Raw genomic sequence first — 17,312 nt, forward strand, 5'->3', positions numbered from 1 at the left:
CTGTAAATTTTAAAAACCTAGTCATGCCAGTGGCTAGGTTTTTTTGTTATTTTTGTCGGATTAGGTTGATTGCACTAGACTGAAAAGATTAAAAGAACAAGTGTATAAACTGAGCACTACTCAAACGCATTGGATTGCATAAAATAATTAGGATTCATATGAGCCAACACCCATCTCATGACCTCATTGGTATCACCGACGTTGCAGCAAAACTTCCCCAATTCATCAGTAAAGTCCCCAACTTACTCAGTGGATTAAAGCAAGCATATTTACGTACGCCGAACACCCCGACAGGACTGGGCATTGCTTTTGAAAAAGCAGTGAAACGTAATCCATTAGGTCTAGCTTTAGTTTTTGAAGATCAAAAATTTAGTTACCAAGCGCTGAATGAATGGGCAAATCAGATTGGACACTACTATTTATCTATTGGGGCAAAAAAAGGCGATGTCATCACTGTGATGATTGAAAACCGCCCTGAACTAGTGGCAACCGTAATTGCCCTAGCAAAAATTGGAGTGACCACTGCTCTTGTAAATACCTCGCAAGTCGGCAAAGTTTTGGCCCATAGCATTAATCTGGTGAACCCAATTGCCGTCATCGTAGGTGAGGAATGCCGTGCGGTGGTTGATGAAATCCGCCAAGATTTAAATGTTCCGACCGATCGCTTCTACTGGTTTGCCGACCAAGAAACACAAAAAGAAGCAGCTCATGCCCCAAAAGGTTTTAGTAACCTTGCTGAAAAAATTGATACCTTCGCCAAATTTAATACACCAACCACGAACAGTGTCATAGGTAAAGACGGCTTATTTTATATTTATACTTCGGGCACAACTGGCCTACCTAAAGCGGTTATTTTCACACATAGTCGCTGGACATTGGCTTATGGTACTTATGGTCACGTGCTTAACCTTGGCCCAGATGATGTCATGTATGTCACCTTGCCGCTGTATCATGCGACAGGCATTGTGGTGTGTTGGTGCGGTGTAATTGCAGGGGCTGGAACCTTGGCTTTGCGTCGTAAATATTCCACCTCTGCATTTTGGAAAGACGTACAAAAGTTTGATGCTTCAGCAATTGGCTATGTCGGTGAGCTGTGTCGCTACCTCATGGATGCACCGCCATCTGAGCTAGAAAAAGGCCATCGTGTTACTAAAATGATCGGTAATGGTATGCGCCCCAATATTTGGGATAAATTCAAGCAACGCTTTGGTATTGAAGAAATTTTAGAACTTTATGCCTCAAGCGAAGGTAATGTCGGCTTTAGCAATGTTTTTAACTTTGACAATACTGTCGGTTTCTCACCAACTCCTTATGCCATTATTCAGTTTGATAAAGAGAAAAATGCACCGATACATGATGATGAAGGCCACTGCATCAAAGTCAAAAAAGGGGAAGTAGGCTTACTGATTGGAAAAATTACCCGTCGCTCCCCTTTCGATGGCTATACTGACCCTGAAAAAAATAAATCGGTAATTTTAAAAGGCGTTTTCAAGTCTGGAGATGCCTATTTCAACACTGGTGACTTGGTCCGTGATATTGGCTTCCGCCATGCTCAATTTGTAGATCGCTTAGGTGATACTTTCCGCTGGAAAGGTGAAAATGTGTCTACAACTGAAGTAGAAAACATGGTTTGCGAATATGACAAAATTACAGAAGCAGTCGTCTACGGTGTTGAAATACCGAACACCAACGGTCGTGCGGGGATGGCTGCAATTACGCTAACAGACGGGGCTGAACTCAATACGCAAGACTTAGCGCAAATGTTTGCCACATTTAAAAAATGTCTTCCAGCTTATGCTGTACCCGTCTTTTTACGCATACAAAAACAGGTCGAAACGACAGGTACATTTAAATACCAAAAAAGTAAACTCAAAGAGCAGGCTTTTGACCCAGCCAAAACCAGCGAACGCTTATTGGTTTTACTTCCAAACAGCAGTGCATATACAGATATCACACAGGAAGTCTTTGATAATATTCAAGCCTACCAGTATCGGTTCTAAGTTCAAATTGTTTGTTTTTTAACTTGATAATCGCAAATTTGTTGTATTTATAATCAAACATCAACAAGTTTGCGATTTTTTACTTGCGCTAGATGCATATCTTGCTACAATACGCTCCATCAAATGATATGGGTCGTTAGCTCAGCTGGTAGAGCAGCGGACTTTTAATCCGTTGGTCCCGCGTTCGAATCGCGGACGACCCACCACTTCTTTGATACCCTTGATGGGTCGTTAGCTCAGCTGGTAGAGCAGCGGACTTTTAATCCGTTGGTCCCGCGTTCGAATCGCGGACGACCCACCATCTTTTTGTAAAATCTGGTTTTACAAACCTGCTCAGGTTCGAATGCTTTAAAATCCTTTTTTAAACTTTCAGCGAATATTTCTTCGTACACCTTGCTCAGGGTCGTTAGCTCAGCTGGTAGAGCAGCGGACTTTTAATCCGTTGGTCCCGCGTTCGAATCGCGGACGACCCACCATTTATCTAAATCCTTTCTTATAATTCTTCAATAGTGCTTCATATATTCAGCATTATCTTCAAAGAACAATCTCTCCTTTTACGATATATCTCAGTATCAACAAAGACTCTGCTTTAGCAAATAAATGACCATAGAATACAATATCTTAGTTATTTGGCTCACGTTTTAAAGTATATGCCCGCTCTAACTTTGGAAAACCACGTGCATACAACTTTTGGTTATTTTCATCTAAATTATTACTTTTATTCAAATCCATCTGTAGAGTCTGTGCATCAATCACTCGATAATAGAAATTCAGGCCTTCCTTACGATGCACAATCAGCTCGGTCCGTTCTTTGTCCATGGTCCACGTATCACGGCGATAATTTAAGTGTGTAAAACCTGGCCGTTGTTTTTCAGAAAAAACCTTCCCTAAACGAACAATACTGCGGTGTACAGTACCATCGGGCAAAAAATTCAGAATAAAATCAGCTTTCCCTGTTTCACATGGGAAAAAATAGCCATCACATTGAATTTGTGTACGATAACGGCCGATAAACTGCTGCTCACGAATGTCAAGCTTACGCGGTGCATAATCTGAGTCATCCTGCATGGTGGCGCGTCCAGCGACTTCCGTCAGCTTTTTACCGGAATGTTCATTCTTAGCAGGTGTATCTTTCATGCTGGTAGGCTCATGTTGCTGTGATGCCTCGGAATGCCCATTATCACAACCAAATAGCGATACACCAATAAGCCCCACCACGATTCCTCGTCGTAATATAGCCATTACCCCTTGATGTTCTGGTTTTAAGTTCATTCCACACTCACCACATCAACGTGATTTATTTCCATACAAATCATGAGTTTCTATTCCAACCATTCACTATACTTAACACTTAATTCGTTTTCATGGCTAAAGCTGAATACATAAGCGCGGGACATTTTAATCCGTATAAAACCCAAGCTTTTCGTAAGTTACATAACTTTACTTTTTAATTGCCTCCAGCACCTTTAAAAACGTATTTGTGTCACCATTTTTAAAGTATGAGTTCATCAAGTAACTCACATTTTATATTTTAAGGAGACCTAGATGGCCAATGTTGGTTTATATCGCTCTAACCGCTCAAACATGATTGCTGGTGTGATGGGTGGTATTGCTGAACGTTTTGGTTGGAACGCAAATTTACTTCGTATTGTTTTCATCACCATTTCACTATTGAGTGCCGCATTCCCTGGAATTTTGGTTTATCTCATCCTTTGGTTAGTGATGCCGAAACAAAAAGACTATATTGAGCACTCTCCACAGGCTCAAGCTGGTTATCACAATACAATGCGTACCGTTAACCCAGATCATCGCAACCCATAAACGCTGTCTTTCGTCTCAAAAAAGTTTCTTTTTATGCTACGACATCTTCCCCCAAAGTGTCGTAGCTTTTTTTTGCCTACAACATTCACACGACTTAGCGATGCTGCAATTGGCGGTATAAGGCTGCAATCATATCTGCTCGGCTAATAATACCAACCAAGACTTTGTTTTCAACCACAGGGATATAGTTAAAAGAACGCTCAACAAAGTAAGGAATTAAATCTTGCAGTGCTTGATCTGGCTGTACGGTCACCACTTGACGACTCATAATATGCTTCACCTGATCTTGCCAAGATGTACGTAAGTCTGTCGCCTTCTGGAACCACTCCACGACCTCATATAAAGCCAAGGTACCGCATAAATGTCCTGCACGATTCAACACTGGCAAACTCATTAAATTAATCTGTTTAAATTTATCTAGAGCAACCTGAATATCTTCATCATCGTATAAGCACAGTACATCCTTACTCATAATGTCCTGACAACGTAAGTCTATCTGAAAACGCGTATCCGCTTGAGCTTGGGCCTTTAAAATCAATTTTTGTAAATCATATTCACTAATGTCGAGTAACTGTGTTTCTTTCGCTAAAACGCGATGAATATCCTCGGGTTGGATCGTCACTTTCTGAGTTGGTGTTGGATCTTTGGAGCGCCGATTAAGCTGGGTCGCAACTTGCGGATATTGACGCCCAATTAAACGATTAAAGACAACTGCAATGCACAGCAATACCCCAGAATTAAGCAATACAGGATAAGCAATAAAATAATATCCTAACTGATGTACTACATCTCCCCCCAAAACAGCAGTGATTGCTACAGCACCACTTGGCGGATGTAATGAGTCTGTCGTCATCATTAAAAAAATAGATAATGCAACAGCAATACTAAATGCTTCCGTTAAATTGGGAATATAGAGTGCGCAACTGACCCCAATAATACCCGCAATAATATTGCCAACAACCATATTCCAAGGCTGAGCCAAAGGACTGGCAGGCACAGCAAAAAGCAGTACAGAAGATGCTCCCATCGGTGCGATATACCATGCATTAATTCCCCCCAACACCCACCAACTGATAAGCGAAGACAAGGCTAAACCCAATAATGCACCCAGACCACAGAGCATTCTTTCCTTTAGCGGTAACACTTTAAAATTCGGTTTTAAGGTATTTAACCATTCAAGTTGCATATGAAACACAGCCACCCTTCTATTTTTTCGCACTCAACTGGTGCAAAATTATACGTGGTCTCACCAATAAGATGCATCTATTTTACATCTTATTTTTATGAGTAATTCTGCTGAATTCTTTAGTGAACGTATTGCTGTAACTGCACAACCCGGTCAGCATCACTTCATTATAACAACACCGATAAATACCATTAGATTGAAATAATGAAAGTCAGCTTTGTCCTCAATATCATGTGTATTCTCATTGTTTCTCTTTTTGTATATTGATGCCTTATTTAGACTACTTTCAAGCATTGCAATAACACACCCTCATGTGCTATTTCATAACGTAATAGTTTGCTACTTTAAGTGCCAATCTAACTATAAAATCATAATCAGGCCAACATGAAATCCATTACTAAAAAGCTCTTTCAACCACTACAACAAACGAAAAAGGGAATAACAGCAAATTTATTCCTCGCCCCCATTGGTGGACTACCAGCTACTTGTATGGCTACATTGATTATTGCAATCATGAGTGGTCAGGTGACCAACGCCAAAATTTTGCTGTATCTATTTATGATGATTCTTCCTGCTTTTTTATTCTATTTATGTTTTTTCTATACCCCCTATCTTCTGCTCTTTTTAGTATTACAGCATTTTCATAAATTCAATCTCTTCAATATAGGGTTGGCAACGCTATTCGGCTTCCTCAGCTTTTATTACATTTCTTATCCCCATCGTTTTTTAGATGTATTTACCCTAACAGTGTTAGTCTTATTTTTCATTTTACCCACAGCTGTTTTTTTTGTTTTCCTCAGCTTAAAAAGCCATAAACAAATCATGGAGGAAAAAAGTAACCTTCGCCAAAAACCTAAAGATAATCACTAAAATTACTATTCTGTATTTTGCACAGAAACTTTGCCACTCCCACCTAAAATCCTTATACTTAGAACCAATTTTTTCTTATATTTATAATGGATGCTGCATGAGTCGCGCCATATCGCATATTGATACATTCCAAGGCTTAATTCTTGCCTTACAAAACTACTGGGCTGAACAAGGTTGTGTGATTTTACAACCTTACGATATGGAAATGGGTGCAGGGACATTCCACACTGCAACATTCTTACGCGCACTTGGGCCTGAAACTTGGAACGCAGCATACGTTCAACCCTCACGTCGCCCTAAAGATGGTCGTTATGGCGAAAACCCAAACCGTTTACAACACTATTACCAGTTCCAAGTAGTACTGAAACCCAACCCAGACAATATCCAGCAACTGTATCTAGACTCATTAAAAGCCATTGGTATTGATACCCTGACCCACGACATCCGTTTTGTCGAAGACAACTGGGAATCTCCAACGCTCGGTGCATGGGGCTTAGGTTGGGAAGTTTGGCTCAACGGTATGGAAGTGACTCAGTTTACCTACTTCCAACAAGTCGGTGGTGTTGAATGCTACCCAGTGACGGGTGAAATCACTTACGGTCTTGAACGTTTAGCAATGTACCTACAAGGTGTCGATTCCGTTTACGATCTGGTTTGGACCAAAGGTCAATTCGGTACTGTGACTTATGGCGATGTATTCCATCAAAATGAAGTTGAGCAATCGACCTATAACTTTGAATATGCCAACGTTGAAAAAATGTTTGAATTATTCGATTTCTATGAAGCAGAGGCAACTCGCTTAATGGAAGCTGAACTTCCACTTCCTGCCTATGAACAAGTGATTAAAGCGTCACACAGCTTTAACTTACTCGATGCACGCGGTGCGATTTCTGTAACTGAGCGTCAACGTTATATTTTACGTGTACGTACTTTGGCGCGCTCTATTGCGCAAAGTTATGTGGCGGCTCGTGCCAAACTTGGTTTCCCAATGGCAGAACCACATTTACGTGATGAAGTTTTAGCTCAATTGAAAGCTCAGGTTGAAGCGGAAGCGGCTCAAGCAGAAAAATCAGCGGAGAACAAATAATGTCTAAACATACCGTTTTATTTGAACTTGGCTGTGAAGAACTTCCCCCAAAAAGCTTAAAAACTTTACGTGATGCATTGCAAGCTGAAACCATCAAAGGCTTAAAAGATGCAGGCTTGGCTTTTGATTCTATCGAAGCCTATGCAGCACCGCGCCGTTTGGCATTGAAAATTATCAATGTCGATGCTGCGCAAGCAGATACGCAAAAACGCTTTGATGGTCCTGCTGTACAAGCAGCTTATGATGCCGAAGGTAAGCCAACCAAAGCACTTGAAGGCTTTATGCGTGGTCAAGGCATTACTGCGGATCAAGTTTCAACTTTCCAAGCAGGTAAAGTTGAAAAAGTTTGCTACTTAAAAGATGTCAAAGGCCAAAGTCTTGACGTTTTACTGCCACAAATTTTACAAACTGCACTGGATAATCTTCCAATTGCAAAACGTATGCGTTCTGCGGCAAGCCGTACTGAATTCGTTCGTCCTGTAAAATGGGTGGTATTACTAAAAGATAACGATGTGGTTGATGCAACAATTCAAGATCACAAAGCAGCGAATGTGACTTATGGTCATCGTTTCCATGCGCCTGAAGCGATTACTTTAGCCAATGCTGATGCTTACTTAGATGCACTTCGTGCGGCAAAAGTTGTGGCGAATTTTGAAGAGCGTCAAGCGATCATAGATCAACAAGTTAAAGCGCTTGCGGATGAAGTCAATGCGATTGCGATTGTGCCTGCGGACCTTCGTGACGAAGTAACGGCATTGGTTGAATGGCCTGTTGCGCTTCGTGCAAGCTTTGAAGAGCGTTTCCTTGCTGTGCCTCAAGAAGCGCTGATTACCACCATGCAAGACAATCAGAAGTATTTCTGTTTGGTGAATAGCGATAACAAATTACAGCCTTATTTCATCACCGTTTCAAATATTGAGTCTAAAGATCCGACTCAAATTATTGAAGGAAATGAGAAAGTTGTACGCCCTCGTTTGTCTGATGCTGAATTCTTCTTCTTACAAGACCAAAAGCAACCGCTTGCATCTCGTAAAGAAAAACTCGCCAATATGGTTTTCCAAGCACAGTTAGGTACGTTATGGAATAAATCTGAACGTATTGCTAAATTGGCTGTGGCTTTATCTGCAATCACAGGGGCAAATCCTGCCGATGCTGAAAAAGCAGCACTTCTTGCAAAGTGTGATTTAACTTCTGAATTGGTGGGAGAATTCCCAGAGCTTCAAGGGATTGCGGGCACTTATTATGCGCGTATTGAAGGCGAGAATGATGAAGTTGCTGAAGCTTTAGGTGAGCAATATTTACCTAAATTTGCTGGTGATGTTTTACCACAAACTAAAACAGGTACTACGATTGCCCTTGCGGATCGTTTAGATACGCTGACAGGTATTTTCGGTATTGGTCAAGCACCTACAGGTTCGAAAGACCCGTTTGCACTGCGTCGTTCTGCGATTGGTATTTTGCGTTTAGTGACTGAAAACAATCTTGATGTTTCAATTGAAGAACTCATCAAGTTGGCTTTGGCAGCTTATGGCAATGTATTGAAAGACCATGACAAGACTTTAGCGGATGCGGTTGCATTCCTTGAAGGTCGTTACCGTGCAAAATATGAAGACCAAGGCGTTGCTGTTGATGTGATCCAAGCAGTTCAAGCACTTTCTCCAAAATCACCTCTTGATTTTGATAAGCGTGTGACTGCGGTGAACCATTTCCGTAGTTTGCCTGAAGCAGCTGCTTTGGCTGCTGCGAATAAGCGTGTTGCCAATATTTTAGCGAAAGAAGCCACACCGACTGGTGAAATTGTTGAATCTAAATTGATTGAAGATGCTGAAAAAGCACTTTGTGCAGAGATTCAAGCAATTCTGCCTGTGGTTCAACCGCTTTTGGCTGCGAAAGACTACACAGAAGCACTTTCTAAATTAGCTGCACTTCGTGCGCCAATTGATGCTTTCTTTGATGGCGTTATGGTGATGGCAGATGATAGCGACTTGAAAGCAAACCGTTTACGTTTACTGGCTCAGTTACGTAACTTGTTTACCAGTGTTGCAGATATTTCGGTGTTGCAGCACTAAGCTGAATGATTGAAATAAAATTTAAACCCTGCTAGAAATAGCGGGGTTTTACTTATTTAGATCAAACATGAAAATAGAAAAACGAAAACTTACATATTTTATTAATGGTACAAAATTTATTGATTTGGATTGTCTAGGCTATGCAGTACAGCAAAAACTTTTTAACAGCTCATCCTATCAATATTTATTAAAATCACATAAAAAGAAAGGAGATAAAGCTAATCTTATTTCTCTAAAGGTTTTTCAAGAGATTTTAAGAAAACACTCTAAGAAACAACCATGCTGGTGTTTATCAGGTTTAAATTTTATTGATTGTCATTTCAATAAAGAAAAAAAAGTAAAAATGACACATAATGAAATTTATAACTTAATGAAGAGTAATTTTTCATATCGCGGATGCCTCCATAAAAATGTTTCCAATTGCTCAGATTTAATTATCAAGGCTCATTCCATTTCCAAAAAAGGCTCGTTAGAATACATTAGCGTCGATCAACATGTGTATGGTATGAAATTTGACTTTAATGGATTTAATTTTTCAAAAATAGGTATAAGAAACGCTTCAACATTTACTGGTTTTTGCAAAAAACATGATGAAATTCTATTCTCTTCATTTGAAAAAAATGATTTTCAAAAAACTTCTAAACAGCTATTTGATCTTTCTTACCGCGCTATTTGCATTGAATATCATTCAATGCAATCCATAGTAAATCTACTAACTTTATTAAAAAAGAATATTGATAATTCACTAGATACTCAAACACAAATAAGTCGTCAAATTGGCATTAACAGCCAAATATTTTTTTATGAACTCGGAATAAAATATAGCAACTACTATAAAGAAAAAATGGAAATACTTTATAAAAATGCATCACATGAAGACCTACTAGAACATTATATTTTTGAACTATCTGATGGTTATCCTAAATTTCAGAGTAGCAGTTGTTTTAATCCAAATTTTGATTTAGACGGCAATATACTTCAAAATTTAGATGACCCACATACCCGATCAAAAAATCTATTTGTAAATTGCCTAACTTTTAACAACCGTGGTTATCTGATTTTAAGTTGGTTTTATGAAAATCATGACTTTGGGGAGAAAATAATTAACTCAATAATTAATGATCCAGAGAAAATTGAAGATAAACTTTTTACACTCATATTCTTATATGTACATAACACTTTTGCTTCCCCTAAATGGTATGAAGAATTAACTGATGACCAAGTAGAAAAAATAAAATTATTGCAAGATTTCTGGATTGAAACTGATAATTTTAATTCAAATATGATTTGCTCCAACTTTGATTCGATAAAAGTAGAACAACATTATTTATTCAGAAAAAATCCAACTGACTAGTGATATAAGTCACTCTAGCCAACCCCTCCCCAATTCCCTATACTCAACTTAACAACTCGCAACAAGAACGAACCTTATGAAATTAAAAACTGTACTTTTCGCTACTTTTGCTACCCTTTCTATTACAGCATGTACATCTCAACCAACGATTCCACAGTTGACAGCGGGTGTATTACAAGAAGTCCAAGACATTGAAGTCTATCCAGACACAACCAATAACAAAGCAAAACTGACCAAATTTGAAGACAAATGTGTCATCGAATTTACGGGCAACCTCAAAGCAGGCAAAGTCGTAGAACAGTGGGCGTTCCGTGACTACACCCTCATCACAGGTGGTTCAGCAACCTTTGCACTCGATGGTACAAGCACAGCAACCAAATTTGAATTACACGATGCAGAAGTACAGAAAAACTTCCTCGCACTACGTAATCACTTTGCAAAAGAAGCCCTAGCGCAATGTAACTAAGCAAATCGTCATCACTGGTACAACATCAGTGATGACTACTCTCAAAAATCTATTGCATCGTGTCTTTTTACTTCAATATCAGTCTCTATATTCTTTACATTTAAAACAACGACTACGCATAAATTTACATAATTTTAATCAATTAACCGAACAACACAATTTTCAGCCCAGTGTTCATGCGCTGTTGCCGCATTGTGCGACTTTCATATCAAACGCTATTTTTGAGCTCATTTCTGTCTATGATGACTGCTGTTCTGAACTCCTCATCGGGTTCTGTCATAAGAGGTAGAAAATCAAAGATGAAAGTTTTAACAAAAACACTCACCGCTTCGGCTTTAACCACTGCACTTTTAGCCTCCACTTCCCTATTTGCAAATACCACAGCCAATACATCGGCCAATGTTCAAGTTCAAACCTCGCAGCCAAGCGTATTGCAAAACTTAAAACATGATGTCAAACATGCCGCGCATGCAACAGGTGAAACGGTTGAACAAGGTGTCGACAAAACCAAAGCATTCAGCAAAGAAAAATGGCAAGACACCAAAGAATTTTCAGCCGAAAAATCTGCTGTCGTAAAAGATAAGGCTGGTGACGTTAAACAGTCTGTTGAGCACAACACCAAAAAAAGTGGTCACTATATAGCGGATAAAGCGAAACAAGGCCAACAAGCGACCAAACAAAAATGGCAGGAAACTAAGCAGGCTGTCAGTGGTCAACCCAAACGTGCTGACTTAAATGGGCAAGCTCAGCTCCAAGTAGACACGCCTGTCGCTAAAGCCAAAGTCGGTTCATCTGCGGATGCTGCCGTTGGCGCGCAGTAAAAGTTAAACTCCTCCAGAGTTGAGAGAGCCCACATGCTGGGCTCTTTTTTCGCTATAGACATTTGCACACTACGCTTATTTACAACCAAGCACATGAAATTCACACAAAGAGGCTTTATGCTAAAACGCTGATTTATGCACGATAGCCCAAGAGGTACACTGCTCTATGAACATGATGAAAACAACACTCTTCTGCACTCTTTTAATGACAACAGCAGGTGTATGGGCACAAACAGAAACCACTACTCAGCAAGCACAAAAGCCTATTACACCTTATGGTAAAAACCCCAACATCTTTCACGTTTGGGCTTATAAAACTCAAGAAGGTGTGATTAACACGGCGGAAAAAGTCGGTACTGCAACAGAAAAAGGCATCCAAAAAATTCGCCCTTCTGCACACAAAGCCTTGGACAGCGCAAAAACCATCACCAACAACACCGCAGAACAAGCCAAAGAAACAGGACAACAAGTTACCCAAAATGTGAATAAAAAGTTGCATGAAACCAAGCAAGTGATCACTGGTCAAACGGATCAACCCGCTCCCATTTACCAAGGCAGCTTGAGTCAACCTTCATCTGCACCCGTAGATGCTCCTGCGGTTCAAGCGCCTTCAGTCTCATCTCCACAACCTGTCACACCTCAAACAGTAAATGAACCTACGATTATCCAAGCACCATCTTCCTTTACACCTGCTCAAGCAGAAGAAGAAATTAAAGTGACTAAGCTTTAATGAAAAAAAAGCCCATCAGTTGATGGGCTTTTGACTAAAAAACAAAAAAACTTTTGAAGTTATTGAGCTTAGGCTCTAGCATCGACCTATAAAAGCCACATAATCATAAAAATTTTCATGAAAATAATCATTGGCATCATTATTGGAATATTTTTAGTACTTATAGCGTTATTTACTTATTCTAAAATTCCTACGCCACAACACGCTGCAACGTTGAATCTTTTACAACAGTATCTAATATTGCCACAGTACAGTCATGAGGCTGAGGGACGTAAGCTTCAATCTATTGAAATGATTGAGGATGAAGAATATAAATCAACTGAAGGGAATGAAGCCTCACTGTATCAACTTAAAGATCAGTGTAAGCTGACACTCGAAATTTATGGTGAATCATTCCAAAGCCAACGCAGTTTTTACTTTCATCAAAATAAAATTCTACGAGCATTTGAAACACATTGGACCTATCCCAATGGGGGATTTTATGCTGAAGAGGGAAAGGCTCAAGCGTTTGCACGCCAACAAAGTTATTTTATGCTCATGAATCCTGAAAATAGCGATACAAAGCGTACTTTGACTCACCTGCAACAATATTTCGATCCTAAATTTATTAAAAATTGTTAAATTTCTAATATTTAAAAAATAGGATTAAAGCTAAACTTAAAAAGAACTACAACGAAGAAGCCGTCACCTGACGGGCTTTTTCGTTGTCATCATTTGATTTAATTCACCCGACGGATTGGCTGTCCGGCTTGAAAAGCTTGAGCATTTTCCACCAACTGCTGCACCATGCGCTGGCGCGCATCAACACTGCCCCACGCACTGTGTGGCGTGATGATTAAATTCGACAGACCAGCATCTAATAAAACATTGCCCTCTTTCGGTGGCTCAACGGTTAGTACATCAGTAGCAGCGCCCGTAATTTCACCCTGTTTTAATGCGTCTGCCAAAGCTGCTTCATTGACAATTCCACCCCGTGCACAATTAATTAAAAAGGCACTTTTTTTCATTTTTTTGAAAGCTTGAGCATCAATAAGGTTAAGCGTGTCATCGGTTAATGGACAATGCAGACTGATAAAATCTGATTGCGCTAGCAAATCATCAAAGCTCACTCGTGTTGAGTCAGCATGTGGACGGTTCGGCAAATTGCCCACCAGAACCCGCATGCCGAAGGCTTCAGCGAGTTTAGCCACCGCCTGCCCCAATTCCCCATACCCTAAAATACCCAAGGTCTTACTGGAAAGTTCAATAATTGGATAATCCAGTAGGCAAAACTGCGAAGCTTTATTCCATTCGCCCTGTTGCACTGCACGGTCGTATTGCAAGCATGAGGTTGCAAGATTGAGCATCAACATTAAAGTGTGCTGTGCCACTGCTGCCGTACCATAACCCTGACAATTACACACCACAACACCTTGTGCTTTGGCTTGCTGCAAATCAATGTTATTGCTGCCTGTGGCAGAGATTAAAATCAACTTTAACTGAGGGCATTGTTTTAAGGTATCGGCATCCACCATCACTTTGTTGCTAATAATCACATCTACGTCTTGCACACGCGCAACAAGCGTCTCAGCATCGGTACTTGGGTAGAGGATCAGTTCATCAAAAACAGCATGCAGTGCTTGAAAGTCCAAATCATTTTTATCTAAGGATGCATAATCTAAAAATACGGCTTTCATTACTCACGTCCTGTTGTTCTGCATAATGATAGAGCACTTATTTAAACCAACTCAACCCCATTTTTCAATGTAAACACTGCCCTAACCACCTAAAAAAAGCCACCACACACAGAAAAAAGCCCGCTATTTAACGGGCTTATTACGATGAATACGAATAGAAATACTGATCTGTTTAATCACATAAAACGTCAGGATCAGCAGAAGAACCAAGCCACCACCGAATGTCAGATAGGCGGGGTCTAAACTTTGTGCCAGTACGCTTTGGGATGTTGAAATAAACAATAATGTTATAAATACAGCCGACCAATGTCTTTGCATTGCTTCCACCCTATTTGATCTTTATCCGTATTGTTTAAAATATAAACAATAGTTTCATATTAAACCAAATAGGACGGAAAACAAGAGCTTGGCTTTAGACCAAAGCCCTATATGAATAAATCACATGAGCACATCATAGAAACACATCTGATTCAGTATCGCTTGAGACTAAAAACTGCGCTGTTTCTGGAATATCCTCGACCAAATCAAAGCCACCATATTCATCACAGCTAAAGTTAAACTGCTTATAGCTAATCAGATAATAATCACTGTATTTTTTCATTAACAATGGATGCATTCCAGCGCTTAATTCGGCTTGTTCATGTACCAATTTCATGATCTGTCTGTCATTCATGACGATGGTATAACGCATGTCGTTATAGTAAATATGTACTAACCCATTGCCCTTGGCAAAAATCGGCAGCAGAAACTTATGATTCAGTGCAATGGCATCTGGTGCATAGCTTTCAATTTTCTGACTGATCATATTGAACACTAAACCATGTCCAAAATTATCCATCAACTGACAGCTACTTTCTTGTGGCAAATTGACTTGAATGCCCAGTTTCAGTAGATCGGTCTGGCTCACTTGTCGATTACTGAGTAACTCACGGATAATACTTTGCTTGAGTTTGCTATCAAAAAACTGACCATCTAACTCAAGGTCATTATTTTTCAGAATGCGTCCCAAAGAAAAGCGGTGACGTGGCAACAAGTTTTCGATCACTTTCCGGTAATAAAACTTGCTGTTCTTTTTCACTTCACGAATTTTTTTATAAAAATACGGCGCATCAAACTCATGACGTAGAAAGTCATGTAGCAAATCTGAACTGGCTAAAACGGCAATCGCATCATGCCCTGTAAAAGGTAAGTTCAGGGTTTTCAGGTTCGGCACGACCGTTTGTAATTTTTCATAGTGCGCACGGTCTTCAGGGCAGTAAGGGTCATAAATAACGATGTATTCACACTCTGCCGAGACATCCTTCGGCTGTACCTGCATGTCATGGTTCAGCTCAGGCTGATAGAACATGTTATAGCGGTTATCTGTCACCTGTTCAGGGTCGATCGAATACTGCGGCACCAAGGCCACCACGCGCTTAAATCCAAGCAGCTTTGAGTATTTAATCGCGGCATAGCCCCCCATTGACCCTGCATAGGCAATACGGGTTTGAAAGGGCGCAATCCAAGCGCGAATCGCGTCCAACATGGCCACCATCGAAGACTCTGGAAACCATGACTTTTGTTTTGGCATAATGCCAACCACATTGAAGCCAAACTTCGCCAGCGACTTTTCTGCATTGATCGACGTTCCCTTGGCACGGGTAATCAGGTCGCCAAAAGAGAAAATAAGTTCGTCCGATGAACCCTGTAAAAAAATGACACGAATCTGTTCATCTTCAAAAATAATTTGTTTCGCCATGTCCATGCTGAGAGATTTCATTCCTATAAAGTGAGGTCATGTTCGTTCCATACAGCATAAGCGATTTCATCGAACCAAATGTGTTATTTTATAGATGCAGAGCAGATAAAAAAGCGCAAAATATGACACAATTACTCCATCCTGCGGCACAACACGGGTTTAGCGCAGCTGCTGAACTTTATCAACAAGTGCGTCCAAGTTATCCACAAGAGATCCATGCGTGGCTCACCGAGCAACTGCATTTAAACACAGATTCACATGTGATTGATCTTGCCTCGGGTACAGGTAAGTTTCTGCCTTATCTGATTCCACATAGTGGACAGCTCACTGCCATCGAACCTGTCGCCGAAATGTTGGCTCAGCTCAAACTGGCTTATCCACAGGTGGAAACTTTACAAGCCTTTAGTGACCATATTCCCCTGCCTTCGCAAAGCATTGATGCCGTTTTATCTGCGCAGGCCTTCCACTGGTTTGCCAACATGGACAGTTTAAAGGAAATCCATCGTGTCCTAAAACCGCAAGGGCATTTGGGCTTGGTCTGGAATCAACGCGATACTCAAGTCAACTGGGTCAATGCTCTGGCAGAACGACTTGCTCCTTTAGAAGGAGATACCCCACGTTATCATAGCGGGCTATGGCAAAAAGTTTTTGAACATCAAACCTTATTTCAGCTTAAAAGCTTGCATCAGTTTGCACAGCAGCAAACAGGTACAGTGGAGCAAGTTGTGTCAAAACGTCTCCTTTCGACCAGTTTTATTGCCGCAATGCCTACGGAGCAACAACAGGATTTAAAACATCAGTTTGAACAAATTGTGCTGCAGTACACGGGCAAACAGCCACAGGACGAAATCAGTTTTCCTTACATCACCTATGCCTATCACTTTCAAAAAATAGCAGAATAATAGGACACCGACATGAACCCAAATACCCTTTCATTGAAACAGGTTCTACTGCCGCTTGTTTTAGGTGGCAGTTTAATCCTGACAGGTTGTAACAAGGCCGATGAACGTGCTGAGCAAGACACGCTTTCGAGCGATGATAAAGTTCTGCAAGAACTCAGCTCCGAACCCGTTAAAAACTTTGCTCAAACAGCTGATGATCCACACGATATTACGCTCTTGGTCGACTATGACCAACGCTTTAGCAGCATGAGTGACGAAATGGAAGATGAGCTCATCAAAATGCGCGAAGCAGGTACACTGACAAATGAGTTTGCAAAAACGCGTAAACAAGACAACATTCAGTCTGCGCTGAATATGCTGAAAGAGCTGGATTTGAAAACAGAGCAAGGACGCTACATTCAAACTTTGATGTACCAATATTGGGACAACCAAGCCAAAATTATCCAGAATAAAAATGCTACGCCAGAGCAGAACGTGAAAGGTCTTGGTGAACTTATTCATGCTCAAGAACAGCTTGAGCACTGGCAGTCGCAATACTCTAAGCAAAAAGATACAACAGCTACAGGCTACTAAGTGACAAAAAAAAGGGATC

Annotated in this window: 17 protein-coding genes and 3 tRNA genes; 15 read left to right on the plus strand and 5 right to left on the minus strand. The window is 40.4% G+C overall.

The annotated features are described in order from the left end of the window. Positions 1-158 precede the first annotated feature (158 nt). From B9T36_RS11505 to B9T36_RS11520, 4 genes are all read left to right on the plus strand, one after another. Positions 159-2,000, plus strand: a complete 1,842-nt coding sequence (locus B9T36_RS11505; RefSeq protein ID WP_086209629.1) for a long-chain-acyl-CoA synthetase — start codon at positions 159-161, stop codon at positions 1,998-2,000. Positions 2,001-2,130: 130 nt separating this feature from the next. Then, positions 2,131-2,206: transfer RNA gene (locus tag B9T36_RS11510), tRNA-Lys, on the plus strand. Between the two features lie 19 nt (positions 2,207-2,225). Next, positions 2,226-2,301 (plus strand) — tRNA-Lys (locus B9T36_RS11515). Positions 2,302-2,400: 99 nt separating this feature from the next. Beyond that, positions 2,401-2,476, plus strand: a tRNA-Lys gene (locus B9T36_RS11520). A 145-nt stretch (positions 2,477-2,621) separates the two neighbouring features. Here B9T36_RS11520 and B9T36_RS11525 read toward each other — a convergent pair. Next, positions 2,622-3,272, minus strand: coding sequence for a hypothetical protein (locus B9T36_RS11525; RefSeq protein ID WP_086209630.1), 651 nt, complete (start codon positions 3,270-3,272; stop codon positions 2,622-2,624). 273 nt (positions 3,273-3,545) lie between these two features. On the opposite strand from B9T36_RS11525, the gene B9T36_RS11530 reads away from it, so the two are divergent. Next, a complete protein-coding gene (locus B9T36_RS11530) occupies positions 3,546-3,821 on the plus strand; it encodes a PspC domain-containing protein (RefSeq protein ID WP_086209631.1) in 276 nt (91 codons plus the stop codon). A gap of 94 nt (positions 3,822-3,915) precedes the next feature. Here the strand turns inward: B9T36_RS11530 and B9T36_RS11535 are convergent, their stop codons facing one another. Continuing rightward, complete coding sequence (locus B9T36_RS11535) at positions 3,916-5,016, minus strand: HPP family protein (RefSeq protein ID WP_086209808.1); 1,101 nt, start codon at positions 5,014-5,016, stop codon at positions 3,916-3,918. 375 nt (positions 5,017-5,391) lie between these two features. On the opposite strand from B9T36_RS11535, the gene B9T36_RS11540 reads away from it, so the two are divergent. The 8 genes from B9T36_RS11540 (at position 5,392) to B9T36_RS11575 (ending at position 13,025) form a co-directional block, all read left to right on the plus strand. Continuing rightward, entirely contained in the window at positions 5,392-5,877 is a 486-nt protein-coding gene (locus tag B9T36_RS11540) for a hypothetical protein (RefSeq protein WP_086209632.1), read from the plus strand. 97 nt (positions 5,878-5,974) lie between these two features. Further along, positions 5,975-6,964: a glycine--tRNA ligase subunit alpha gene (gene glyQ, locus B9T36_RS11545; RefSeq protein ID WP_086209633.1), complete on the plus strand. Its 990-nt coding sequence runs from the start codon at positions 5,975-5,977 to the stop codon at positions 6,962-6,964. Continuing rightward, the gene (glyS, locus tag B9T36_RS11550) at positions 6,964-9,033 is read left to right on the plus strand and encodes a glycine--tRNA ligase subunit beta (RefSeq protein ID WP_086209634.1); all 2,070 of its coding nucleotides are present in this window, start codon (positions 6,964-6,966) and stop codon (positions 9,031-9,033) included. Before glyQ ends, glyS begins: the two co-directional genes overlap by 1 nt. 67 nt (positions 9,034-9,100) lie before the next feature. Beyond that, on the plus strand, positions 9,101-10,387 hold the full coding sequence (locus B9T36_RS11555; RefSeq protein ID WP_086209635.1) for a hypothetical protein: 1,287 nt from the start codon (positions 9,101-9,103) through the stop codon (positions 10,385-10,387). A 76-nt stretch (positions 10,388-10,463) separates the two neighbouring features. Further along, positions 10,464-10,853: a hypothetical protein gene (locus B9T36_RS11560; protein ID WP_086209636.1), complete on the plus strand. Its 390-nt coding sequence runs from the start codon at positions 10,464-10,466 to the stop codon at positions 10,851-10,853. Between the two features lie 299 nt (positions 10,854-11,152). Next, positions 11,153-11,674, plus strand: a complete 522-nt coding sequence (locus B9T36_RS11565; RefSeq protein ID WP_086209637.1) for a hypothetical protein — start codon at positions 11,153-11,155, stop codon at positions 11,672-11,674. Positions 11,675-11,840: 166 nt separating this feature from the next. Then, entirely contained in the window at positions 11,841-12,404 is a 564-nt protein-coding gene (locus tag B9T36_RS11570) for a hypothetical protein (RefSeq protein ID WP_086209638.1), read from the plus strand. Between the two features lie 117 nt (positions 12,405-12,521). Then, positions 12,522-13,025, plus strand: coding sequence for a hypothetical protein (locus B9T36_RS11575; protein ID WP_086209639.1), 504 nt, complete (start codon positions 12,522-12,524; stop codon positions 13,023-13,025). Between the two features lie 98 nt (positions 13,026-13,123). Here the strand turns inward: B9T36_RS11575 and B9T36_RS11580 are convergent, their stop codons facing one another. The 3 genes from B9T36_RS11580 to B9T36_RS11590 form a co-directional block, all read right to left on the minus strand. Next, positions 13,124-14,080: a 2-hydroxyacid dehydrogenase gene (locus B9T36_RS11580; protein WP_086209640.1), complete on the minus strand. Its 957-nt coding sequence runs from the start codon at positions 14,078-14,080 to the stop codon at positions 13,124-13,126. A gap of 123 nt (positions 14,081-14,203) precedes the next feature. Next, entirely contained in the window at positions 14,204-14,398 is a 195-nt protein-coding gene (locus tag B9T36_RS11585; protein ID WP_086209641.1) for a hypothetical protein, read from the minus strand. 133 nt (positions 14,399-14,531) lie between these two features. Next, positions 14,532-15,818, minus strand: coding sequence for a hypothetical protein (locus B9T36_RS11590; RefSeq protein WP_171264461.1), 1,287 nt, complete (start codon positions 15,816-15,818; stop codon positions 14,532-14,534). Between the two features lie 122 nt (positions 15,819-15,940). On the opposite strand from B9T36_RS11590, the gene B9T36_RS11595 reads away from it, so the two are divergent. Then, positions 15,941-16,720 carry a class I SAM-dependent methyltransferase gene (locus B9T36_RS11595; RefSeq protein WP_086209643.1) on the plus strand — a complete coding sequence of 260 codons (780 nt, stop codon included), beginning with the start codon at positions 15,941-15,943 and terminating at the stop codon, positions 16,718-16,720. Positions 16,721-16,732: 12 nt separating this feature from the next. Next, complete coding sequence (locus tag B9T36_RS11600; protein ID WP_086209644.1) at positions 16,733-17,293, plus strand: hypothetical protein; 561 nt, start codon at positions 16,733-16,735, stop codon at positions 17,291-17,293. Positions 17,294-17,312 lie beyond the last annotated feature (19 nt).

Origin of the sequence: Acinetobacter sp. ANC 4204 (genome assembly GCF_002135205.1) — a bacterium.
Classification (GTDB): Bacteria; Pseudomonadota; Gammaproteobacteria; order Pseudomonadales; family Moraxellaceae; genus Acinetobacter.